The sequence below is a fragment of the Nostoc cf. commune SO-36 genome, from assembly GCF_023734775.1.
GTDB lineage: Bacteria > Cyanobacteriota > Cyanobacteriia > Cyanobacteriales > Nostocaceae > Nostoc > Nostoc commune_A.
This window is the reverse complement of the sequence record NZ_AP025732.1, coordinates 1,114,992-1,136,313: the sequence shown is the minus strand read 5'-3', so window position 1 is coordinate 1,136,313 and position 21,322 is coordinate 1,114,992. Positions and strand designations below refer to the sequence as shown.

Sequence of the window (21,322 nt, the reverse complement as noted above, 5' to 3'; positions counted from 1 at the left end):
GTTAGAAATTCAAATTACTATGACTAAGTTTATCTTTGTTACTGGAGGCGTAGTTTCCAGTATTGGTAAGGGCATTGTAGCAGCAAGTCTAGGGCGTTTGCTCAAGTCGCGCGAATATTCGGTGTCGATTCTCAAACTTGACCCTTATATCAATATCGATCCTGGGACGATGAGTCCCTTTCAGCATGGGGAAGTATTCGTTACCCAGGATGGTGCGGAGACAGATTTGGACTTGGGGCATTACGAACGCTTTACCGATACCTCAATGTCGCGTTTGAACTGTGTTACTACTGGCTCGATTTACCAGGCAGTCATCAATAAAGAGCGGCGCGGAGACTACAATGGCGGTACTGTACAGGTAATTCCTCATATTACCAATGAAATTAAAGACCGCATTCTACGAGTTGCTAAAAGCACAAACCCTTCTGTAGTGATTACAGAAATTGGCGGGACGGTGGGAGATATTGAATCACTACCGTTTTTGGAAGCAATTCGCCAGTTCCGCAAAGAGGTAGGACGGCAGAATGTGCTGTATATGCACGTAACGCTAGTACCGTGGATTGCTTCGGCGGGTGAAATGAAAACTAAGCCGACACAGCATTCAGTTAAAGAACTGAGATCCATTGGTATTCAACCAGATATTTTAGTTTGTCGGAGCGATCGCCCCTTACCCAAGGGATTAAAGCAGAAATTATCGGGATTTTGCGATGTGCCGGAAGAATGCGTCATCACTTCTCAAGATGCCAAAAGTATCTATGAAGTACCGCTGAATCTAGAACGGGAAGGAATGGCAGAACAAGTGCTGAACTTGCTGCAAATGGAACAACGTAAACCAGATTTGACGCAGTGGCAAACCTTGGTACAACGTTTACATAGTCCCAAGCACGAGGTAGAAATTGCCATTGTTGGTAAATATGTGCAGTTAAGTGATGCCTATTTATCTGTAGTGGAAGCACTAAATCATGCTGCAATCTCCACTTATGGCAAACTGCGCCTGCGTTGGATAAATTCAGAAGATTTGGAAACTGGATTAGCCGAAACTTATCTTAAAGGTGTCGATGGGGTAGTTGTGCCAGGAGGTTTCGGGGTTCGGGGAGTGGATGGCAAAATTGCCGCCATTAAATACGCCCGCGATCGCCAAATTCCTTTTTTAGGTTTATGCCTGGGTATGCAATGTTCTGTGATTGAGTGGGCTAGGCACGTAGGCGGATTAACAGGTGCTAACAGTGCCGAATTTGACCCTTATACAACTGATCCGGTAATTAATTTATTGCCAGAACAGCAAGAAGTAGTGGATTTAGGGGGTACAATGCGCTTGGGACTATACCCTTGTCGTGTTCTCCCTGATACTTTAGCTTTTAAGCTCTATCAAGAAGATGTGATTTATGAGCGACATCGACATCGCTATGAGTTCAATAATGCTTACCGCGATTTGTTGTTAAAGTCTGGCTATGTGATCAGTGGTACTTCTCCCGATGGACGCTTAGTTGAAATTGTGGAATTAACCAAGCACCCATTCTTTCTTGCTTGCCAATTTCATCCAGAATTTCAATCACGCCCGAGTAGCCCTCATCCCTTATTTAAAGGGTTTATTCAAACAGCGATCGCTCTTTCTAATTCAACATCTGATACACCTACACCATTGGAGGTATCATAACAATTCGTAATTCGTAATTCGTAATTCACAATTAATTTTTAGATTTTGAATTGGTGCATAGCAACATTAACTTAAGGCTTCAGTAAATTTGGACATCCAGGGTGCATCATTTCGTAAATTTCGGACTTGAGGAGATGTTGTGGCGTACTGGGTGAAAATCCTTTACGAGAGGAGAGAATATGTAGTGAATTTTGAAACGTGTCCATGCTTTTTGTTATGAACTCAATGGCAGGGTTACTTTTTGGTTGCCCGATAGTGCCATTCCCGATAGTGATTAACCCGCCAAAAGAACTTGGAAGATTATCAAAAGATTCTCGATTATTTAGAATGTGTGACAGGAATTAGAATTAGATCATGCCCACTGGGTGAAAATAATTTACGAAAAAAACGAATATGTAATTAATCTCAATTGCATCAGTTCTTTTTGTCATGAACCGAATGGCAGGATAACTTTTTGGTTGCCAGATGGCACTATTCCCATCATCATCAACCCTGTGAGTAATCCTGAATCATACCAAAAAGTTGTGAAATACGTTCAGAAAGCAACTGGATATTGTTTGTCTTAGTGTAAACGAGGAACTTAGTCTTACTAAACTTTTAATTAAAGGTAACAATGTTAGCAATAAAGGCACGAGGAAAGATTCAATGAATACTGTTGTGCTTAATCTAGAACCGATTGCTCATTTAACCGACGAACAGTTTTATCAATTATGTATTGCTAATAGCGATTTAAGCCTGGAAATGAATGCAGCAGGAGAATTAATAATTGTGCCACCAGTAGGAGGAGAAAGCGGAAATCAAGAAGCAGATTTAATTACAGACTTGAATAATTGGAATCGTCAAGCTAAATTAGGGAAAGTTTTTAGTTCTTCAACTATCTTTATACTTCCAAATGGTGCAAAACGTTCCCCTGATGCGTCTTGGGTAAAGTTGGAACGGTGGGAAGCTTTAACACTAGAACAACGAAAAAAATTTCCGCCACTTGTACCCGATTTTGCAATTGAACTGCGTTCCGAAACAGACCGTCTTGCACCTATCCAAGCGAAAATGAAGGAATACATAGAAAATGGTTTGCGTTTAGGTTGGCTAATTAATCCTCAAGATAAGCAAGTGGAAATTTATCGACTCGAAAAAGCTGTAGAAGTTATTCAAATGCCGGCGATTCTTTCTGGAGAGGATATATTACCTGGATTTGAGTTCCAAGTATAGTTAGGCGATAAGCGTCAATCCCTAGTTCTCAGGGGGTAAAAGCACAATTAATTCTCCAAGGTGCTTTAATATACTGAGTACTTGGTGTATTTCTGAATCACGTTCAATTGATAGTGCATAAGATCGTGCATACCAAGGATGTTCTTGTTGAATCAATTTGACAAACACAAATTCTCTACCGTTGATTAGTAAACCAAAAGTCGGTTGTGCAGAATTTGGACGATCAAGCATATAGGCAAGTGCTTGAGGTAAGGCTGTCATCACATCAAATTTACTGCTTTTAGATTCGATGACAAGTACCCAAAAACATTTATTTTTGGATGACAAGAACATCAATATTTCCTTTAACGATAAAACTCTCGTCTTCAGCAGAAATCTCTATAGAAGTCTCGGTTTCAATCTCAAAAGGAGGTTGATAAAACCCAGCTAAATCGAGTAAAGGAGACAGCACTACCATCTTTACCGCCTCTTCTGACATTAGACGGTGCTTATTCAAGTTTAAATAGTTGCTTTTCACTCGCGCCATCGCTTGCTTTTCAGCATCAGTCAGAGTTGGTAAATTTTCTGTCCATTCTGGAAAGAAATTAATGTCTGTAGCAAGTTGTAAACCAAATTTTTCTTCTAATTCGTAAAGACTTATATCTCTAGCTGGGATTGTTTGAACCATAATCTAACATTCCGAATAGCGTTGCCATGCCAACTTTGCTGCACCTACTATCCCCGCAAAATTGCCTAACTCTGCTGGTAATATTTGTAAATCCACTCGTGATAAAGGCTGCACTCGCTTCTCAATTTCTGCCTTCACTGTTGGTATGAAAAATTCAAAGCTGCCACTGATACCCCCACCAATCACGATCGCTTGCGGTGTGAGTACATAAATTAAACTCGTCAATCCTATCCCCAAATACTTACCATATTCTTGCCAAAAAGTCAATGCTGTGGCATCTCCTTGCTGGGCGAGAAAACCTAATTCGATAGGTTCTTTGAGAGTGCGGCGGCGAATTGCAGTAGCACAAGCATATTGTTCCAAAGAACCTCGATTGCCACTATTACAAATTGGGCCATCAGGATTTAATGAAATTAAACCCAATTCCCCGGCGGCTCCTTGATGTCCAATAAATAGTTTGCCATTGAGGATAATGGCACCACCAACCCCAGTACCTAAAGTTAGCAGAATCAGATTTTGAAAATGGCGACCGGCTCCCAGCCAAGCTTCTCCTAAAAGAGCGCAATTAGCATCATTAGCGATCGCAGTCGGTTTGCCAATTTTAGCTTCTAACCAGTCTGCTAAAGGCACATCGATCCATCCAGGTAAGTTAATGGCGATTTTGGCAATGCGTCCTGCTGCATCGGATGGGCCAGGAGTACCAACACCAATAGCCACAGCTTGATTATCTGGATCAATTTGTGCGATCGCATCTACAAGCACCGCCAGTACTGCCTCTGGTGTTGTCGGTTGGGGAGCCGCCACAGTCAAGGATTGCAGACAAGTACCGTCGGGTGTAAAACGCCCCAGCTTAATTGCTGTTCCCCCCACATCAATGCCAATTACTTGAAGTTTGTCATTTGTCATTTGTCATTTGTCATTTGTAATTGAGCATTGGGCATTGGGCATTGGGCATTGGGCATTGGGCATTGGTGAACAGCTATTCCCCCCTATTCCCTATTCCCTATCTGTTACCGCAGTGTCTTTGCTTGGGAGAAGACGCGCGGCTTTCAACTCCGATTTCTGTAAATTAGCAAAATTCGTGGTGCGAAAACTCGATTGCTCTTGCCAAGCTGTAATTGGCGCACCTCTTAAGATACCAGCAAGAGCAACGGAAAGGATAAATCCGCCAGTAGCGGCAGCAATTAACGTTAGATTATCTTTCATACAAATCTCTCTATTGTTTATTTGTCATTTGTCATTTGTCATTGCTCATTTGTCATTTGTTCCTTGTCCTTCGTCTTTTGCTAACGACTAATGACCAATGATTACTTTCGGATTCTATTTTCTCTCCGTAAACGGGGATTGACAAATTCATTTAACCCCTCACCGAGTAGTGATAACCCTACCACCATGAATGTCATCGTTAAACCAGGGAAAAGTGTAGTCCACCAAATGCCAGTAGGTAAAGCTTCTAGGGCTTGCTTTAAATCGTGTCCCCATTCTGGCACTTCTTCGGGAAGTCCTAGCCCCAAAAAACCCAAACCGCCCAACACCAAAATTGCATCAGCAGCGTTGAGTGTGAAGAGGACGGGTACACTTTGAATGACGTTAAAAAATAGATAACGAGAAAGTACAACCCAAGTGGAAGCACCCATTGCTTGAGCAGCTTCGATGAACACTTCAGTTTTCACGCTCACGGTGTGGTTGCGAACAACGCGGTAATATTGGGGAATGTAAGCAATGCTAATAGCGATCGCTGCATTTAATATCCCACGCCCCACCACAAACGCCAGGGTAACAGATAGCAGTAGTCCCGGTAGAGTGTAGATGCTATCCATAATAAACAGCAACACTTTATCCAATTTTCCACCGAGATAACCACTCAGCATCCCCAAAGGCACACCGATAATCATACTCAGCGCCGTTGCCAAAATCACCACCTGCAAAGCAGCTTGAGCGCCGAACAGCGTCCGGGAGAACACATCATAACCCAAACGACTAGTACCAAACCAATGTTTAGCTGAGGGTGGCTCGTGAATTGGATTAGAGAGAAAATCTTTAGGGTTTTGCAGCCATCCCCAAGCCTGGAATACGGGAGCGAAGAATGCCAGAAAGATGAAAAATAGGGTAATGGCTAACCCAATGAGCATGAGTTTTTGCGAAAGATTGAGACTTTTGCCAAACTGTAAAAATGTCGGTAGTCGCCGTTTTGTAATGGCCATAAAGCGATCGCCTGGAGCAAAGCTTGATACGCTGACTATTTTACATATCAGATAGGGGATTGCGTAAACATCGTGAATAAAAGTCTAACTGTTTCGCGGTGGATACAGAGCTAGACTGAGTTAGAGGTGAGATTATGCCTTATTTTTGTTAGAAATAAATTACCAGTCGTTGTCACCACAAAGTTTAATTATCCCAAGTAGAGAATGACCAAGTTAATGGAGGAATCATGAACGCTTACAAAAAATACATCACCATTACAGATCCAAGTCAAGTAATATTATCTGATTTACCTTTTAAGGTAGGACAAAGAGTAGAAATAATTATCTTAGCTGAGGATAATCCTAGAGCAGAAATTAGTAAAAAGCTGAGAGATTTATTTGATAAAACACAGTCTCTACCGGGAGTACAAGATATTACAGAAGCAGAAATCTCAGCAGAAATTGAAGCTTATCAACGCGGGGAATGAAAGTTGTTATTGACACGAATGTTTTAGTTTCTGCTGTCCTTAAGGGTAGAGTACCAAGAGATGTTATTCAGTTTATTTTTGATAATCCAGATTGGCAATGGATAGCTTCTGAAGAAATTATTGTGGAATATAAAGAAGTTTTAAGTCGCAGCAAGTTTAAGTTGACAGATGAGGTGAGATGTGAGTGGTTTAAAATTATCGATACATTTCTAACACTAATTGATGTCAATTTTGAAGTTGATTTTCCCAGAGATAGAAAAGATGCAAAGTTTTTAGCTTGTGCTATGGCAGCAGAGGCAGATTTTTTGATTACGGGTGATTCTGATTTTAATCAGGCGCAAACTTTAGTAAATACAACGATTATTTCTGTATCTTTATTTAACAGGTTAGTTTGCGATGTCGGGGGGTGAGTATTGAGAATTAGTAACTGTCAATGATTTTTTACTATTCCCCATTCCCCACCTGACTTTTCACGTTATGTGGAATAAATCCACCAAAAACCTAACCCGCTAACCCCCTTGCCGACGCTGGAAGGGGGAAAATTCAAAGTCTCTCTCCTTTTAGGAGAGAGATTTAGAGAGAGGTTTTCCAGATGCCGTAAAAAGTCAGATTCCCGACTCCCCACTCTCTTACAGATTACTTTCAATCAATTGGCGGTATTCGCTCTTTTGCTTCACACCTTTAACTTCTTTCACCAGCTCCTTATCTTTGAATAATTGAACTGTTGGTGTTCCTGTCACATTAGCATTTTCAGCAATATCTCGGTCTTTGTCGATGTCAATTTCTACAAAGTGAATTTTACTGTCAAATTCATCCACCACTTTATTTAAAATTGGCTTCAGGGTATGACAAGGGCCACAGCCAGGAGAGACATATTTAACAAGGAGTAAGCGATCGCTTTCATGGAACAATTTCCGTAAAGCATAACCTCCCTGATGGCGCGTCTCACTCAAATTAAATCCAGCTTCTTCCTCTGCTTCAGTCTTTTTAGCTGGCTGATGTTCTAATTCATTATCTGCCGTTTCTGGCTGTTGATGGAATTCTTGAATCAAGCCACTGGATGACAACCAGCGTTCTGCTAACATCGCCGCCATACAGCCAGTACCCGCAGCCGTGATTGCTTGCCGAAACTCATGATCTTGCACGTCGCCAGCAGCAAAAACGCCTTCTACACTGGTTTCTACAGAACCATGCTTGGTGACAACGTAACCTATCTCATCCAGTTCTAATTGTCCTTTAAATAGAGAGGTATTGGGACTGTGACCAACGGCGTAGAATAAACCCTTAGCGTGCAGTTTGCTCTCTTCACCAGTTTTGGTATTGCGGACTTTCACCCCTTCCATGTGACCGTTACCGAAAATATCCACGGCTTCTGTGTTCCAATGTACTTGGATTTTTGGGTTACTCAAAACGCGGTCTTGCATAGCTTTAGAAGCCCGCATTTTATCGGTGCGTACTAACATATTTACCTTAGAACCGTATTTGGTGAGGTAAATTGACTCTTCCGCCGCCGAGTCGCCAGCACCAATTACAGCCAATTCTGCACCGTGAAAAATCGGTGTTGCACCATCGCAAATCGCACAAGCGGAAATACCCCGACTCCAAAATTCATGTTCGCTGGGTAAACCTAAACGTTTTGCTGTTGCACCCGTAGCAATGACGATGCTGTTGGTTTTAATTTCTCTTTCTTGCGATCGCACTGTAAATGGACGCTGACTCAAGTCAACTGATATAACATCTTCAGTATATAGTTCAGCCCCCCAGCGCTCCGCCTGAGCTTTCATCTGATCCATCAGTTGCGGCCCGGTAATCCCCTGGGGAAACCCTGGAAAATTCTCAACTTCTGTTGTTGTCATTAGTTGCCCACCAGGTAAACCCCCGGCTTGGAAACCTTCAAATACAACGGGTTTCAGGTTAGCACGTCCGGCATAAATGGCAGCTGTGTACCCTGCTGGGCCAGAACCAATAATTACCAAGTTTTCTACAGTTGTGTTAGCCATGAAAATATGTGAACTCATAACGACTACGTTTAATATAGCATAACAAATTGCGATCGGCTATGCCAGATGGTAAGCGATGTCTGCGACGGGCTACGCCTACGCAAAATGTATTTCTGGATGCAAGAATTATCGTCACTAGCAAGAATGGCTTCTACACTGGTTTCGATAAAACTCGGCTTGGTGACAATGTAACTTACCTCATCCAGTTCTAACTAATTCTTAAATATTGTGATAGAAATCCTCACAAGTTGGGAATACTCAAGGTTGAGTGTGCCGCTTACTAGCTTGAACAGCATGGCAAATGTTTGCAGGTATGTCTTAACTAGCTCTCAACAAGAGTTAGCGTAATCGTGGGAAAGCATCAGAACAAAGTTAGTATAAGGAGCAATTTCAATGCCCAGTTCAACATCCGCTTTTTTCTAAAAATTTTTAATGATTTACCCACGAGAGGTAGAAGAAAACGATACAGAGTAGCAAAATACAAAAAAATGCCAGAGATTAAACTTCATATTGGTGGAAAACAAAGACATCCAGACTGGAAAATATTCGATGTTGAACCTCGTCCAGAAGTAGATTATGTTGGTAACGCATCTGATTTAAGTCAATTTGAAAATAATTCAATAGCCGCAATTTATGCCAGTCATGTCCTAGAACATTTTTATCACTCAATAGATAATGAGTTAATTAATACATTAACTGAATGGTATCGTGTTCTAAAACCAGGTGGTCAACTTTTCATTAGTGTTCCTGACTTAAAAAAAATGTGTTGGCTTTATCTTCATCCGCAATTTACGGTATTTGATCGTTTACATTTAATGCGGATTATATTTGGGGCACAAAGCAATATATATGATGTTCATAAAGTAGGATTTGATTTTGAAATATTGGGCATATATTTAGAAGAATGTGGCTTTACAGAATATCAGCAAGTAGATAATTTTGATCTATTCAATGATTGCAGCACAATACGTATTCTAGATACACTCATCAGTCTGAATTTCATTGTTCAAAAATCAATATCTTTAGAGCAAACTTAATCTTTGATTTTTTACTTAGGTATAGCTATATTATCTTGTCAAAATGTAAATTTTTGATAATAAATAGTTTTACACAAACCCTAAACAAATTTCGTTTACCAGTCAAAAAAGTAGTATCAGGAGCAATTGTAATGACCCGTCTAGAATCTGATTTATTAGATAAAATTCGTCAGCAATTTGACAGTTCCCCCTATCCCAGAATACCTCTAGATAAATCTCCTAAAAATAATTCAAATGAACTATATATTCATAACTTAATGACTCCTGTTTATTTGAGAAACCAAAAAGTTATAGATACCAAAGGAAAAGTAATTTTAGATGCAGGATGTGGCTCAGGTTACAAATCGCTAATTTTGGCTGAAGCAAATGTAGGAGCTAAAATAGTTGGCATCGATATATCAGGAGAATCGATTAAATTAGCACAGCAACGCCTGGAGCACCACGGCTTTGACAATGTGGAATTCATTGTTTTATCAATAGAGGAATTACATAAGTTAGATTACCAATTTGACTATATTAATTGTGATGAACTGCTATATCTTTTTCCTGATCCTGCTGTCGCCTTACAAGCAATGAAATCAGTTTTAAAGCCTGATGGGATTATTCGCAGCAACTTGCATAGTTCACTACAGAGATTCAATTACTTTTGCGCTCAGAAACTCTTTACAATGATGGGTTTAATGAATGAAAATCCAGCAGAATTAGAGATGGATATTGTCGTCGAAACAATGAAAGCTTTGAAAGATAATGTCACTCTTAAAGCTAGAACTTGGAATGCTAATTATGAAGGAGAGGAAGGAAAAGAAAGAATTTTAATGAATTACTTGTTTCAAGGAGACAAAGGCTACACTATCCCTGATATGTTCACAGCTTTAAAATCTGCTGATTTAGAGTTTATCAGTATGGTGAACTGGCGACAGTGGGACGTTAAAGATTTGTTTAAAGAACCAGATAATTTACCTGCTTTTCTGGGGATGAGCTTACCTGACATTTCTATAGAAGAGCGGCTAGAGCTATTTGAACTATTACAACCCATTCATCGACTGCTAGACTTTTGGTGTGGTCATCCCGACCGACCACAGACTTTTGTACCTTTTGCCGAATGGACTGATTCTGATTGGCAAGTAGCAACTGTGCATCTTCATCCTCAGTTAAAAACGCCTAAGTTTAAGGAAGACCTTCTAGCCTGTGCTACAGAGTGCAGAATATTTGACGTTAGTCAACACTTATCGCAAATTGGACAGTTTGTCAGTATAGATAGCGCAATGGCTGTTTGTTTACTACCTTTACTAGACCAACCTCAGCCAATGATGTCCCTAGTGGAGCGCTGGAAACAATTTAGACCGCTAAACCCTGTAACTTCACAGCCTACAAATGATGAACAAGCTTTTCAATTGATGCAAAAGATGCTCTTGACCCTAGAGGGTTTTGATTACCTCATGCTGGAGCGTTAATCTAATGAGGATGTTGGGGACTTCCAATAAATAAATTATCCGTCTTGTGAGGTGGGCAAGATGCCCATCTCACTGAAGTTGAATGAAATTTCACATATACAAATTGATTATATTGCCGATGATCTTACTATCCTAATCTCAGGAGATCAGGAACGGAAATCGAAAAGTTTCTAGATGAAGGATGGAGTAAACTTTAACGAAAGTGGGGTTACAACTAAAAGGTTTAGTTGTAATGGAGATAGTTTAGAGTTAAGTTAATGGCAGATTAGCTTTTTTAACGAAATTCCTGACGACAAAATGTGTGTAATAATGAAGCATTAAGTAGTTACTAAAGATTAGTCCAACTCACGTTAAACTGGGAAAATAATCTAAGTTAACTATACTTAAACTAGTTTGTCTGCATAATGGTTTCTACCTTTCCAAACTCCTCTTCTGTTGACCTATCTCGCATCCGACTTTCGATTCGTTCATTGCAACCACAATTAGTAGAGTGGCGGCGGCGATTGCATCAACAACCAGAGTTGGGTTTTCAAGAAAAACTGACTGCCGAATTTGTATCAGAAAAACTGCAAGAATGGGGAATTGAGCATAAAATTGGCATTGCCCATACAGGGATTGTTGCCACTATTAAAGGTAACAAAGTTCCTAGTACAGATGCGATTAATCGCGTCTCTCTCAACTCCCCACTTCCCACTCCCCAAGTTTTAGCGATTCGGGCGGATATGGATGCTTTGCCAATCCAAGAACTCAACGAAGTGCCGTATAAATCGCAGCATGATGGAGTGATGCATGCTTGTGGACATGATGGACATACAGCGATCGCTTTAGGTACAGCTTACCATCTCCAGCAGCATCGCCAAGACTTCTCCGGTACTGTAAAAATTATCTTTCAGCCAGCTGAAGAATCACCAGGGGGGGCAAAGCCGATGATTGAAGCTGGAGTCCTGAAAAATCCAGACGTTGATGCAATTATTGGTTTGCACTTGTGGAATAATTTACCTTTGGGAACAGTGGGTGTGCGTGCTGGGGCGTTAATGGCAGCTGTGGAGTGCTTTAACTGTACAATTTTGGGCAAAGGTGGACATGGCGCACTACCCCATCAAACTGTTGACTCCGTTGTAGTTTCTGCCCAAATTGTAAATGCCTTACAAACCATTGTCGCTCGGAATGTTAATCCTATTGATTCAGCAGTGGTGACAGTGGGCGAACTTCATGCTGGAACCAAGCGGAATGTGATTGCTGATACAGCCAGGATGAGTGCGACTGTCAGGTATTTTAATCCTAGTTTGAAAGGCTTTTTTAAGGAGCGTGTCGAGCAGATTATTGCCGGAATTTGCCAGAGTCATGGTGCGAGTTATCACTTAGAATACTGGTCACTTTATCCGCCAGTAATTAATGATATTAGAATGGCAGAACTGGTGCGATCTGTAGCAGAAGAAGTGTTAGAAACTTCTATGGGTATTGCGCCTGAATGCCAAACTATGGCTGCTGAAGATATGTCATTTTTCTTACAAGAGGTTCCTGGTTGCTATTTCTTTCTGGGTTCTGCTAACTCCGCGAAAGACTTAGCATATCCTCATCATCATCCCCGGTTTGATTTTGATGAAACCGCCTTGGCAATGGGTGTGGAAATATTTATTAGATGTGTGGAAAAGTACTTTATTTAAATTTAAAAGCTATACTCATCCCCCTAAATCTGAAAAAAATCAGTTTTGGGGGATTGACACTCTCAGGTCTAAAGACACGCTCGTTTCCAACTTACTGAGGCTTTTCTATGATGAACGTGATATTTGATAGGGGGTGGGCATGATAAGTAGCGACACAGACCCTACTGAACATCAAAGAAAATGGCATTTATCAATCGCTATATGATAAGTGGTTCGGTGCGGAAAAAGCTTGAATAAGGGAGTGGGGAGATGAGGGAGCAGGAGGAAAATTTCTCTCCTCTGCACCCTTACCCCTGCTCCATGCCTCTTTCGCCACTCCCTACTCCCTACTCCCCTCGTTAGCAATTTGAGCTTTTGCCTGTTGCCATAACTTTTCTAACTCATTCAAACTGTAATCAGAAAGGGGGCGATCAACAACTGCCTCCATTTTTTCTAATCGCTGCACAAATCGTTGATTAGTGCCTTGCAAAGCAGTGCTGGGGTCAAGGTTATGCCAACGGGCTAGCTGAATTACCGCAAATAGTAAATCGCCTAATTCTGCTTCTTGCCGTTCTGGTGTTTCCTCAGCTAAAGCCTGTTGAAACTCCCCCAACTCCTCATGAAACTTATCCCAAACGCCCTGAATATTTTCCCATTCAAACCCGATCGCCGCAGCCTTTTGAGAAATCTTCATCGCCGCCGTCAGTGGGGGAAGGGTGCGCCCATAACGAGCAAGTTTAGCACTAAGTTTTTGCGCCTCTGGAGATGCTTCGCCCTTCTCCGTAGCCTTAATCTGTTCCCAATTTTGCCGCACCTCATCCACACTTGCCACCGACACATCACCAAACACATGGGGATGACGGCGAATCAACTTTTGGGAAATCCCCTGAGTTATTTCTTTGAGGGAAAATTGCCCAGATTCGCTAGCGATTTGGGCTTGCAATACCACCTGTAATAATAAATCGCCTAACTCCTCTGCGATCGCATCCTTATCTCCACTCTTAATTGCATCCACCACCTCGTAAGCTTCCTCAATCACAAAGGGCGTCAAAGTTTCGGCAGTTTGAGCCAAATCCCAAGGACAACCACCATCAGGCGATCGCAACTTTGCCACCACCTCAATCAACTCCTGCAACGCCCTCAAAGTCTCTTCTTGCTTTTCCATACCTCTGCGTACCTCTGCGCTTCCCTTAGCGTTCCTTTGCGTTAAAAAAATTATTTCTTTACTCTCGCCCGACGATTACCACCCCTCACTTTCCGCTTCTTAATTTTGCCACTAGGAAGCAACCCCCGAACCCCCTGTTTTCGCACGCGCTTATAAGCCGAACCCCCCCAATCGCTGAGAGAATGACTCATTGCACCGAGTTCCAACCCCAAAAACAGGGCGACATATTCAGTATCGTATTGCACGAGCGATCGCCCCACAGTTTGTCCCAAATCCTGCCAAGTAAAACTCAGATTCCAGAACCTTTCGGCAACTGCCAAAACGAAAATTGCCAAAAGAGCAAGCAAACACCCCAGATAAAGTATCCGCAGAATCGTGCCAATAATCGGCCCGTGGGATAAAAAAGAACGATGCCGCAGACTTTTTTGATAAGGTAGCCAAATCCAGCGCAAGAAACCCCAGCGTTGGAATTGCACAGAGTAGATATCCAAATCGGGGCCAAACATCAACCCACCAAAGAGAAACCCGCCTGCAACCAACAAAGTCGCATTGCTGCTGCGAGTCTGCCACAAAGTAACGCCCGCCACCAATGGCAGAGCATACATAGTAATGCGATCGTGCGTCCGACCAGAGGGCATCCTAAATCCTGTTAGCGATAGCGGGGCGTTTAGCCCGTGCTGAATACTGAGTCAGTATAAGAGAAAAAAAGATTTTCTTAAAACTACTAGCGCAACGCGAAATGTTTTGCTATATTAGTTAAGGATTAGTCAAACGGGCGGTTAGCTCAGTTGGTAGAGCGCCTGCCTTACAAGCAGGATGTCATCAGTTCGAGTCTGGTACTGCCCATAGTTGAGGCAATGTTGTCTTGGGGGTTTCCCCAATAAACAACTGCCATTAGAAAGCCGCTACTTAGCGGCTTTTTTGTGATTTTACCCATAAGTTTGCTGTAAGGGCAAGCTTATTCCAGTTTATTACCAGAAAAGAGCCGATTTGTAACTTGCTCTAACACCTTTAATGCTGTTAATGAACCTCGAATTAGCCGAGTAGCAGCAAGGGGTTGTCGAAGCATTGCGATCGCTAAAGGGAAAGGCTTTAGGGAGCCATCTGAGTTAATTGCCGATGTGAGATCGGGGATATTGTGCTGACAATCGTCGCTGACTACTCGCAGCATTGCTACTGCAACTCCAGCCGCATTAAAAAATTCTAAGGCGGTAAATCCCTCCATATCAACAACATCAGCCGCCAAAGCCTCACCTAAATGGCGTTTTTCGACCGCAGACCAAATCACGCGATCGCTTGTCAGACACTTGACTAAAGATACTTTTTGTGATTGCGAAAAGTGCAATTGTGCTGTAAAAGTGCGATCGCACTCTTGCTGCTTCCCCTGATAAATACAATCTTGATACAGGACAATATCACCAACCGTGTAGCGATCGCTCAAGCTGCCACATATCCCCATAATCAGCACTCTCGATGGAGCGAGAAATTGTCCTTGTTGCAGATATTTGAGTAAAGGCTTCATCCCAACAGGTATGGCTACTACCGTTGGGATGGAGCCGATAATGCCGCTTAATCCGCGACACACAGCTTTATATTCTGCTCCCTGAGGCACTAGAATTGTGTTAATGGGTAAAAAATTAGTCACTAGTCTCAATAGTTTCCAGTTTGCGTTTGGGTATTAACTCCAAGGTACGGAGGGCGATGTTGGCCGTATTCCCTGTAGCTTTCTATAAAGCTCTGGCAGAATAATTCCTTATGCTCAACAGAACCAAGTTTCATCTTGAAGTTTCCTTTTGTATTAAAGATTGGGTCATATCTGAGTGACAATAAGTAATATTGCTGTTTAGTTGTAACCAGAACTCGCAAACCGAAGATGATTGCTGTAGCATGACTAAATAATTGTGTCACCCACACGATAATTTTCCAAGATGGTTAAGCTTGATAACTCCAAATCCGCACGAGAACTCTTCAATATTTCCAAGTTGGCGATTCAATTTTCGTGGCTGACGGTGAGTTTTTGGATTGCCGTAACAGTAGCTGGCGTTCTGGCTTTCAGTTCCCTTAAGTATGCCTTGTTTCCAGATATTACTTTTCCAGTGGTGGTTGTGAATGCTACAGCCCCCCTGACAACTGCCCTGGATACAGAGACGAAGCTGACTAAACCCCTGGAAGAACGCCTCCAATCTTTAGAAGGACTGGAGAATATTCGCTCATCCACCTATCCGAGTCAAACTGCTGTTGCCCTTTCTTTCGCCGTTGGAACGAATTTAGAAACATCGACCAAAGAGGTTGAAACTGCACTCAAGCAGTTGACTCTACCTCAAGGAGCAACTTCCAAAATTATTCCCCTGAATCTAAACGAGTCAGCGGCCATTAGCTATGCCGTAGAGAGTCCTAAGCGGAATCTTACAGATTTGACGAAGTTGGCGCAAGATGAGATTGTGAGTGCGATCGCTAAACTACCAGGAGTGCTGAAAGTCTCACTATTGGGCGGTGCTACTGCAACTCCCCTAAATCCAGCGAATGTAAGTGCAGCCGCCATCCCCCAAGCAGGGGCAACATTAGTCAGGTTTAACGGTCAAAATGCACTGGCATTTCAGGTAATTAAACGCGGTGACGCGAACACCTTGGAAGTAGTGAGTCAGGTTGAGAAAGAAGTTCAAAGGCTACGCTCTAACCTCAAGGATGTTAACCTCACCTTAGCTGCCACGCAAGCAGAATATATCCGCCAAGCTACCCAGTCAACAATCGATGCTTTGCTGGAAGCAGTCTTGTTGTCAATAGTGGTAATTTTTCCTTTTTTGTGGAATTGGCGGGCAACTCTCATCTCTGCCTTGGCAATTCCGACGTCTTTGTTGGCGACGTTTATCGTCATGGCAATTTTTGGCTTTAACCTAGAAACGATTACGTTGCTGGCTTTGGCCTTAGTGATTGGCAGTGTCATCGATGATGCAATTATCGATGTCGAAAACATTATGCGGCACATCGAAGATGGCGAAACTCCCCGCCAAGCCGCCTTTTCAGCTACAGATGAAATTGGCTTAACAGTCGTTGCCACCACTGCTACAGCAGTAGCGGTTTTTTTACCCATTGGTTTGATGGGAGGAGTAATCGGACAGTTCTTCAAGCCTTTTGGAATCACAGTTTCAGCAGCCATGATTGCTTCGACATTGGTTGCTCGTACATTATCACCAGCCTTAGCCACCTATTGGTTAAAACCTGTTACTTCAACTACCCAACGCCAAAAAGCCAACATTTGGGTGAATTTTACCCAATTTTACAGAAACTTACTTAACTGGTCTTTAAACCACCGCAAAACAGTCATTGCACTAGCCATAGTTAGCTTTCTTGCAGGTATGGCACTGAGTCTATTCATTCCCAAAGGGTTTATTCCTAAATTAGATCGCGGTGAGTTCAATATTACCTATACCGCACCCTTGCCGACTATTCCGAGTGGAGCAGAGGGACAGGCGAGAAATTTCAATCCCCAGTCTCCAACCCCCAATCCATTGAACGATTCTCTAGAGGTTGCCAAGAAACTAGAAGATGTGGTGAGAAAATCTCCAGTAGTGGAAACAGTGTTTACTACTGTTGGTTCTCGTGAAGGTGAGCCAAACAAAGGTACGCTTTATGTGAAGCTCAAGGAAGACCGCAACATCAAAACGGCGGAAGTACAAGACCAATTACGCTCATCTTTGCCTAATCTGCCTGGTGTGAGTACTAGCGTCGAAGATATTCAATTTGTTGACACTGGTGGACAAAAACCTTTACAGGCATCATTGCGAGGCGATAACCTCCAAAGCCTCAGCAAAGCTGCCAAGGCAATTAAAGAGCGGATCGAAAGATTACCGGGATTTGCTGATGTGACTGTGACAAGTGAAACAAATCCCCAGGGTACAGTTTTTCAAATTGAGCGGCTCAACAATCAAAGAGTAGCCTATATCAGTGCCAATCTGGGCAAGGATTTATCTTTAGGTAGTGCCACAGACCAACTATTAGCCGAAGCGAAAGCAGTGTTACCTGCTGGTGTAACTTTAGACTTGGGAGGAGATTCTGCCCGTCAAGGTGAAGTCTTTAGTAGTTTTGGTACTACTTTGCTTTTATCAGCATTGTGCATTGTCGTAGTACTGGTTTTGCTGTTTAAAAGCTGGATAGACCCAGTAGTTATTGGTGTTTCTTTGCCCTTATCAATTGTCGGTGCGATGTTGGCTTTACTCTTCACCAAAAGTGACTTTGGGATGATATCGCTAATTGGCTTCGTATTTTTGTTGGGACTAGCAAACAAAAATGCCATCTTACTGGTAGATTACATCAACCAACTCCGTAAATCTGGCTTAGACCGCACAGAGGCGGTTCTGACAGCAGGGCCGGTGCGCCTTAGACCAATTATGATGACCACTGCCTCCACACTTTTAGGGATGCTACCGATCGCATTGGGTTTTGGTGCTGGTTCCGAATTGCGATCGCCTATGGCCGTTGCGATCGCAGGTGGACTAGTAACTTCAACTATCCTCAGTTTGATAGTTGTGCCGGTAGTATACACCATTTTGGATGATTGGTTTCCCCGATTTAAGAAGAGGGGGGCAGCTTGATGCAGGTTTTTGTCACAGGGGGTACGGGTTTTATTGGCGCTCACTTGGTACGGTTGTTGCTGCAACAGGGTTACACAGTCAAAGCACTGGCACGCTCAAGCAGCAATTTGGAAAATCTACACGGTTTGGATGTGGAAATTGTTAAAGGCGATTTGAACGATCCAAATCTTTGGCAACAAATGGCAGGTTGTCAATACCTATTTCATGTCGCAGCCCATTATTCCCTCTGGCAAACAGACCGAGAATTACTCCATCGTTACAATGTTTTGGGTACGCGTAATGTCTTGGCAGCCGCTCGTAAAGCAAACATCGAGCGCACCGTTTACACAAGTTCAGTTGCGGCAATTGGGGTAGGATCATCTGGGGAAGTTGTCGATGAAAGACATCAGAGTCCTGTAGAAAAGTTGGTGGGTGACTATAAAAAGTCTAAGTTTCTGGCTGAACAAGAAGCTATGCAAGCCGTTGCTACAGGTCAGAAGGTAGTTATTGTCAATCCCAGTAGCCCCATTGGTTCTTTGGATATCAAACCTACCCCTACGGGTGATATAATTTTACGGTTTTTACGAAGGCAAATGCCTTTTTACTTGGATACTGGTTTGAATTTTATCGATGTGCGTGATGTGGCATGGGGGCATTTACTGGCTTTGCAGAGGGGTAAATCAGGCGATCGCTATATCTTAGGTCATCAAAACCTCAGTTTAAAGCAACTACTCGAACAACTCGCCGATATCACAGGTCTAAAAGCACCTCAACAAACTGTACCCGCTTGGTTGCCCCTTAGCGTTGCCTGGGTTGATGAAAAGATTCTCGCACCCCTGGGAAAATCGCCCTCAGTGCCATTGGATGGCGTTCGCATGGCGAAACAACCTATGTATTATAATGCTACAAAAGCTGTCCGAGAATTGAGTCTACCTCAATCTTCGCTGAACGCTGCACTTAAGGAGGCTGTGGATTGGTTTGTAGCTCAGGGTTACGTCAAATGAGAAAATTAGCAATTAATGTGTGGATGCAATAGGCAGTAGGGGCGCACAGATGTACGCCCCTACAAAGGTTTTATGTTTTCGTGTGGTGTATCTATATCTAAAAGAGGAGCGATCGCAACAATGGCAGTTAATCTACAACAAGCGATGGATATTGGGAAGTATCTGGTTACGCAGCGTTTAAAAGGGCGTAAACGCTTCCCCTTGGTATTGATGTTGGAACCTCTTTTTCGTTGTAATTTAGCTTGTACTGGTTGTGGTAAAATCCAACATCCAAAGGAAATTTTAAAGCAAAATCTCACTCCCGAACAGTGCTTTGCCGCAGTGGAAGAGTGCGGCGCACCGGTTGTCTCAATTCCTGGCGGAGAACCTCTGCTACATCCTCAGATTGATGAGATTGTCCAAGGATTAATTGAGCGCAAGAAATATATTTACTTGTGTACCAACGGTTTGTTATTAGAAAAGAGTCTAGATAAGTTTCAGCCTTCCCCTTACCTAACTTTTAGTGTGCATTTAGATGGAATGCGGGAATTGCACGATCAATGTGTCGATCGCAAAGGTGTTTTTGATATTGCTGTCAAAGCCATTCGCACCGCTAAAGCTAAGGGCTTTCGTGTTACCACTAACACCACCATCTTTGAGGGTACTCAACCCCAAGATATGCAAGAGTTCTTCGACTTTCTGGAAACACTAAATACTGACGGGATGATGATTTCTCCTGGTTACAGTTACGAGTGGGCGCCAGATCAAGATCATTTTCTCCACCGAGAACAAACACGCGCCCTCTTCCGGGAAATTCTCTCTCCATACAGAAGTGGCGAAAAAAACTGGAACTTCAATCACAATCCGCTCTTTCTAGATTTTCTCACAGGTGAAAAAGACTACGAATGCACACCTTGGGGTAGCCCTAGTTATAGCGTTCTCGGTTGGCAAAAACCTTGCTATCTGCTGAACGAAGGTTATTACTCTACCTTCAAGGAATTACTAGCACAAACTGATTGGAGTCAATATGGACAGAAGAGTGGTAATCCCAAGTGTGCCGATTGCATGGTTCACTGCGGTTACGAACCTACCGCCGCTATGGATGCAATGCAGCCGCAAAATATGGCGCGTGCCCTTGGTAGTGTGTTTGGCAGGAGCTAATAATTCGTAATTCGTAATTCGTAATTCGTAATTATTAGGACTTACGCAAGAGTTACGGAATAACGAACCACAGAGGCGCAGAGTACACGGAGAAATCAGAGTTGGAGAGAGATTTTGCGTAAGTCGTAATTATGTTTTGTGACGAAATACAGTTCAAAATGAGCAACAAAACCCAGATGTAGAGATGCCATTTATCTGACTTTTCATGGTATGTGGAAAACCTTTCTCTAAATCTCTCTCCTAAAAGGAGAGAGACTTTGAATTTTCTTCCTTCCCGCGTCGGGAAGGGGGCTAGGGAGTTAGGTTTAATATGTTCCGTCATTGCGAGTGAAACGAAGCAATCGCAAAGTCTCTAGGATTGCTTCTCTACGAGACGCTCCGCGAACGCTTCTCTACGAGACGCTTCGCGAACACTCGCAATGACATCTTATATTTAATCATGCCTACCTACTTATCAGTTACGGAAAAAGAAAGAATCGGCTACACTTCAATCTGTTGAATAATCTGCATTGTTTCCACGCTGACGGTGCAGACTCTTTGTAGTAAATCTATTACCTGTTCTTTGTAATCTGCAAAGCGATACATATTGAATTTTTCCGCAATTGTCGGATCTTTAGGTTTCTTTTCTTTGTATTGATCTAATATCCATTCTAAAGCACAACGGTTGCCAAGGCGATATTCCCAAGCAATTTTAGGGACACCTTCTAAAGTGGTGAAATCATCTAAAATAATAGTTCCATTGGCTGCATCGGCTTTAAGTTTTGCCTTTGGTGCAACCCGAATCGATGTTTCTTTACGTGAACCGCCAAATTGAATAATTCTTTCTACTTCTGTGTGATATTGGCTAACCAGAAGTTTAGACATACTTTATCAAACTTTTATAAATTTAAAGTATGTCAAAGTTAGCCTTAATTATTACTAACTAACAGCCGTAATCTACTGAACTAAAGTATGAAGTTTAAAGTTAAATACTCCGTAAAAAGACGTGAATTTCCAAATAACATCACGTTTTAACAGAGATTATGACAAACAGAGACTAATAAAGATGTCAGATATACTGCCATTGATTTTGAATTATCAAATAAAATACACTTGTCTAAG

21 protein-coding genes, 1 tRNA gene and 1 pseudogene are annotated in these 21,322 nt (G+C 42.4%); 13 read left to right on the top strand and 10 right to left on the bottom strand.

From position 1 onward, the window contains the following. Positions 1–19: 19 nt before the first annotated feature. From ANSO36C_RS04965 to ANSO36C_RS04955, 3 genes and pseudogenes are all read left to right on the top strand, one after another. Positions 20–1,657 (top strand): CTP synthase, encoded by a 1,638-nt coding sequence (locus ANSO36C_RS04965; protein ID WP_251958638.1) that lies wholly within the window; start codon positions 20–22, stop codon positions 1,655–1,657. 139 nt (positions 1,658–1,796) lie between these two features. After that, a pseudogene (locus ANSO36C_RS04960) lies at positions 1,797–2,223 on the top strand (hypothetical protein). A 79-nt stretch (positions 2,224–2,302) separates the two neighbouring features. Continuing rightward, positions 2,303–2,866 (top strand): Uma2 family endonuclease, encoded by a 564-nt coding sequence (locus ANSO36C_RS04955; protein ID WP_251958637.1) that lies wholly within the window; start codon positions 2,303–2,305, stop codon positions 2,864–2,866. Between the two features lie 21 nt (positions 2,867–2,887). On the opposite strand, the gene ANSO36C_RS34140 is transcribed toward ANSO36C_RS04955, so the two are convergent. From ANSO36C_RS34140 to ANSO36C_RS04935, 5 genes are all read right to left on the bottom strand, one after another. Beyond that, positions 2,888–3,199 carry a hypothetical protein gene (locus ANSO36C_RS34140; RefSeq protein WP_323374562.1) on the bottom strand — a complete coding sequence of 104 codons (312 nt, stop codon included), beginning with the start codon at positions 3,197–3,199 and terminating at the stop codon, positions 2,888–2,890. Next, positions 3,177–3,533, bottom strand: a complete 357-nt coding sequence (locus ANSO36C_RS34135) for a hypothetical protein (protein WP_323374561.1) — start codon at positions 3,531–3,533, stop codon at positions 3,177–3,179. Before ANSO36C_RS34135 ends, ANSO36C_RS34140 begins: the two co-directional genes overlap by 23 nt. Before the next feature lie 3 nt (positions 3,534–3,536). After that, positions 3,537–4,439, bottom strand: a complete 903-nt coding sequence (locus ANSO36C_RS04945) for an ROK family protein (RefSeq protein WP_251958636.1) — start codon at positions 4,437–4,439, stop codon at positions 3,537–3,539. 90 nt (positions 4,440–4,529) lie between these two features. Beyond that, positions 4,530–4,739, bottom strand: a complete 210-nt coding sequence (locus tag ANSO36C_RS04940; RefSeq protein WP_251958635.1) for a hypothetical protein — start codon at positions 4,737–4,739, stop codon at positions 4,530–4,532. Between the two features lie 101 nt (positions 4,740–4,840). Continuing rightward, positions 4,841–5,737, bottom strand: coding sequence for an ABC transporter permease (locus ANSO36C_RS04935; protein ID WP_190896926.1), 897 nt, complete (start codon positions 5,735–5,737; stop codon positions 4,841–4,843). Between the two features lie 227 nt (positions 5,738–5,964). Here ANSO36C_RS04935 and ANSO36C_RS04930 point away from each other — a divergent pair, with 227 nt between their 5' ends. Continuing rightward, complete coding sequence (locus ANSO36C_RS04930; RefSeq protein WP_251958634.1) at positions 5,965–6,204, top strand: hypothetical protein; 240 nt, start codon at positions 5,965–5,967, stop codon at positions 6,202–6,204. Further along, the gene (locus ANSO36C_RS04925; RefSeq protein WP_251958633.1) at positions 6,201–6,614 is read left to right on the top strand and encodes a putative toxin-antitoxin system toxin component, PIN family; all 414 of its coding nucleotides are present in this window, start codon (positions 6,201–6,203) and stop codon (positions 6,612–6,614) included. Before ANSO36C_RS04930 ends, ANSO36C_RS04925 begins: the two co-directional genes overlap by 4 nt. Positions 6,615–6,833: 219 nt before the next feature. On the opposite strand, the gene trxB is transcribed toward ANSO36C_RS04925, so the two are convergent. After that, complete coding sequence (gene trxB / locus ANSO36C_RS04920; protein WP_251958632.1) at positions 6,834–8,204, bottom strand: thioredoxin-disulfide reductase; 1,371 nt, start codon at positions 8,202–8,204, stop codon at positions 6,834–6,836. A gap of 59 nt (positions 8,205–8,263) precedes the next feature. Here trxB and ANSO36C_RS04915 point away from each other — a divergent pair, with 59 nt between their 5' ends. From ANSO36C_RS04915 to ANSO36C_RS04900, 4 genes are all read left to right on the top strand, one after another. Further along, the gene (locus ANSO36C_RS04915) at positions 8,264–8,416 is read left to right on the top strand and encodes a hypothetical protein (RefSeq protein ID WP_251958631.1); all 153 of its coding nucleotides are present in this window, start codon (positions 8,264–8,266) and stop codon (positions 8,414–8,416) included. 276 nt (positions 8,417–8,692) lie between these two features. Further along, positions 8,693–9,241: a class I SAM-dependent methyltransferase gene (locus ANSO36C_RS04910; protein ID WP_251958630.1), complete on the top strand. Its 549-nt coding sequence runs from the start codon at positions 8,693–8,695 to the stop codon at positions 9,239–9,241. 131 nt (positions 9,242–9,372) lie between these two features. Beyond that, complete coding sequence (locus ANSO36C_RS04905) at positions 9,373–10,695, top strand: class I SAM-dependent methyltransferase (RefSeq protein WP_251958629.1); 1,323 nt, start codon at positions 9,373–9,375, stop codon at positions 10,693–10,695. A gap of 404 nt (positions 10,696–11,099) precedes the next feature. Then, positions 11,100–12,362, top strand: a complete 1,263-nt coding sequence (locus ANSO36C_RS04900) for a M20 family metallopeptidase (RefSeq protein ID WP_251958628.1) — start codon at positions 11,100–11,102, stop codon at positions 12,360–12,362. 319 nt (positions 12,363–12,681) lie between these two features. Here ANSO36C_RS04900 and mazG read toward each other — a convergent pair whose 3' ends face one another. Together mazG and ANSO36C_RS04890 are read right to left on the bottom strand one after the other, a co-directional pair. Continuing rightward, positions 12,682–13,506 carry a nucleoside triphosphate pyrophosphohydrolase gene (mazG, locus tag ANSO36C_RS04895; protein WP_251958627.1) on the bottom strand — a complete coding sequence of 275 codons (825 nt, stop codon included), beginning with the start codon at positions 13,504–13,506 and terminating at the stop codon, positions 12,682–12,684. Positions 13,507–13,556: 50 nt separating this feature from the next. After that, positions 13,557–14,144, bottom strand: a complete 588-nt coding sequence (locus ANSO36C_RS04890) for a metal-binding protein (RefSeq protein WP_251958626.1) — start codon at positions 14,142–14,144, stop codon at positions 13,557–13,559. 135 nt (positions 14,145–14,279) lie between these two features. On the opposite strand from ANSO36C_RS04890, the gene ANSO36C_RS04885 reads away from it, so the two are divergent. After that, positions 14,280–14,352: transfer RNA gene (locus ANSO36C_RS04885), tRNA-Val, on the top strand. A gap of 112 nt (positions 14,353–14,464) precedes the next feature. Here ANSO36C_RS04885 and ANSO36C_RS04880 read toward each other — a convergent pair. Continuing rightward, the gene (locus tag ANSO36C_RS04880; RefSeq protein ID WP_251958625.1) at positions 14,465–15,151 is read right to left on the bottom strand and encodes a 5'-methylthioadenosine/S-adenosylhomocysteine nucleosidase family protein; all 687 of its coding nucleotides are present in this window, start codon (positions 15,149–15,151) and stop codon (positions 14,465–14,467) included. 283 nt (positions 15,152–15,434) lie between these two features. Between ANSO36C_RS04880 and ANSO36C_RS04875 the strand changes: the two genes are divergently transcribed. The 3 genes from ANSO36C_RS04875 to hpnH all read left to right on the top strand — a co-directional run bounded on the left by ANSO36C_RS04875 (position 15,435) and on the right by hpnH (position 20,221). Beyond that, the gene (locus tag ANSO36C_RS04875; RefSeq protein WP_251958624.1) at positions 15,435–18,098 is read left to right on the top strand and encodes an efflux RND transporter permease subunit; all 2,664 of its coding nucleotides are present in this window, start codon (positions 15,435–15,437) and stop codon (positions 18,096–18,098) included. Continuing rightward, a complete protein-coding gene (gene hpnA / locus ANSO36C_RS04870) occupies positions 18,098–19,081 on the top strand; it encodes a hopanoid-associated sugar epimerase (protein ID WP_251958623.1) in 984 nt (327 codons plus the stop codon). The genes ANSO36C_RS04875 and hpnA overlap by 1 nt, the downstream gene beginning before the upstream one ends. Positions 19,082–19,201: 120 nt before the next feature. Continuing rightward, entirely contained in the window at positions 19,202–20,221 is a 1,020-nt protein-coding gene (gene hpnH, locus ANSO36C_RS04865) for an adenosyl-hopene transferase HpnH (protein WP_251960251.1), read from the top strand. Between the two features lie 480 nt (positions 20,222–20,701). On the opposite strand, the gene ANSO36C_RS04860 is transcribed toward hpnH, so the two are convergent. Further along, positions 20,702–21,085 carry a type ISP restriction/modification enzyme gene (locus ANSO36C_RS04860; RefSeq protein WP_251958622.1) on the bottom strand — a complete coding sequence of 128 codons (384 nt, stop codon included), beginning with the start codon at positions 21,083–21,085 and terminating at the stop codon, positions 20,702–20,704. Positions 21,086–21,322 lie beyond the last annotated feature (237 nt).

What these genes read in the sequence shown, in the direction of transcription:
- ANSO36C_RS04965 (WP_251958638.1), top strand. Translation starts at nt 20, where the DNA reads ATGACTAAGTTTATCTTTGTTACTGGAGGCGTAGTTTCCAGTATTGGT.
- ANSO36C_RS04955 (WP_251958637.1), top strand. Translation starts at nt 2,303, where the DNA reads ATGAATACTGTTGTGCTTAATCTAGAACCGATTGCTCATTTAACCGAC.
- ANSO36C_RS34140 (WP_323374562.1), bottom strand. Translation starts at nt 3,199, where the DNA reads ATGTTCTTGTCATCCAAAAATAAATGTTTTTGGGTACTTGTCATCGAA.
- ANSO36C_RS34135 (WP_323374561.1), bottom strand. Translation starts at nt 3,533, where the DNA reads ATGGTTCAAACAATCCCAGCTAGAGATATAAGTCTTTACGAATTAGAA.
- ANSO36C_RS04945 (WP_251958636.1), bottom strand. Translation starts at nt 4,439, where the DNA reads ATGACAAATGACAAACTTCAAGTAATTGGCATTGATGTGGGGGGAACA.
- ANSO36C_RS04940 (WP_251958635.1), bottom strand. Translation starts at nt 4,739, where the DNA reads ATGAAAGATAATCTAACGTTAATTGCTGCCGCTACTGGCGGATTTATC.
- ANSO36C_RS04935 (WP_190896926.1), bottom strand. Translation starts at nt 5,737, where the DNA reads ATGGCCATTACAAAACGGCGACTACCGACATTTTTACAGTTTGGCAAA.
- ANSO36C_RS04930 (WP_251958634.1), top strand. Translation starts at nt 5,965, where the DNA reads ATGAACGCTTACAAAAAATACATCACCATTACAGATCCAAGTCAAGTA.
- ANSO36C_RS04925 (WP_251958633.1), top strand. Translation starts at nt 6,201, where the DNA reads ATGAAAGTTGTTATTGACACGAATGTTTTAGTTTCTGCTGTCCTTAAG.
- trxB (WP_251958632.1), bottom strand. Translation starts at nt 8,204, where the DNA reads ATGGCTAACACAACTGTAGAAAACTTGGTAATTATTGGTTCTGGCCCA.
- ANSO36C_RS04915 (WP_251958631.1), top strand. Translation starts at nt 8,264, where the DNA reads ATGCCAGATGGTAAGCGATGTCTGCGACGGGCTACGCCTACGCAAAAT.
- ANSO36C_RS04910 (WP_251958630.1), top strand. Translation starts at nt 8,693, where the DNA reads ATGCCAGAGATTAAACTTCATATTGGTGGAAAACAAAGACATCCAGAC.
- ANSO36C_RS04905 (WP_251958629.1), top strand. Translation starts at nt 9,373, where the DNA reads ATGACCCGTCTAGAATCTGATTTATTAGATAAAATTCGTCAGCAATTT.
- ANSO36C_RS04900 (WP_251958628.1), top strand. Translation starts at nt 11,100, where the DNA reads ATGGTTTCTACCTTTCCAAACTCCTCTTCTGTTGACCTATCTCGCATC.
- mazG (WP_251958627.1), bottom strand. Translation starts at nt 13,506, where the DNA reads ATGGAAAAGCAAGAAGAGACTTTGAGGGCGTTGCAGGAGTTGATTGAG.
- ANSO36C_RS04890 (WP_251958626.1), bottom strand. Translation starts at nt 14,144, where the DNA reads ATGCCCTCTGGTCGGACGCACGATCGCATTACTATGTATGCTCTGCCA.
- ANSO36C_RS04875 (WP_251958624.1), top strand. Translation starts at nt 15,435, where the DNA reads ATGGTTAAGCTTGATAACTCCAAATCCGCACGAGAACTCTTCAATATT.
- hpnA (WP_251958623.1), top strand. Translation starts at nt 18,098, where the DNA reads ATGCAGGTTTTTGTCACAGGGGGTACGGGTTTTATTGGCGCTCACTTG.
- hpnH (WP_251960251.1), top strand. Translation starts at nt 19,202, where the DNA reads ATGGCAGTTAATCTACAACAAGCGATGGATATTGGGAAGTATCTGGTT.
- ANSO36C_RS04860 (WP_251958622.1), bottom strand. Translation starts at nt 21,085, where the DNA reads ATGTCTAAACTTCTGGTTAGCCAATATCACACAGAAGTAGAAAGAATT.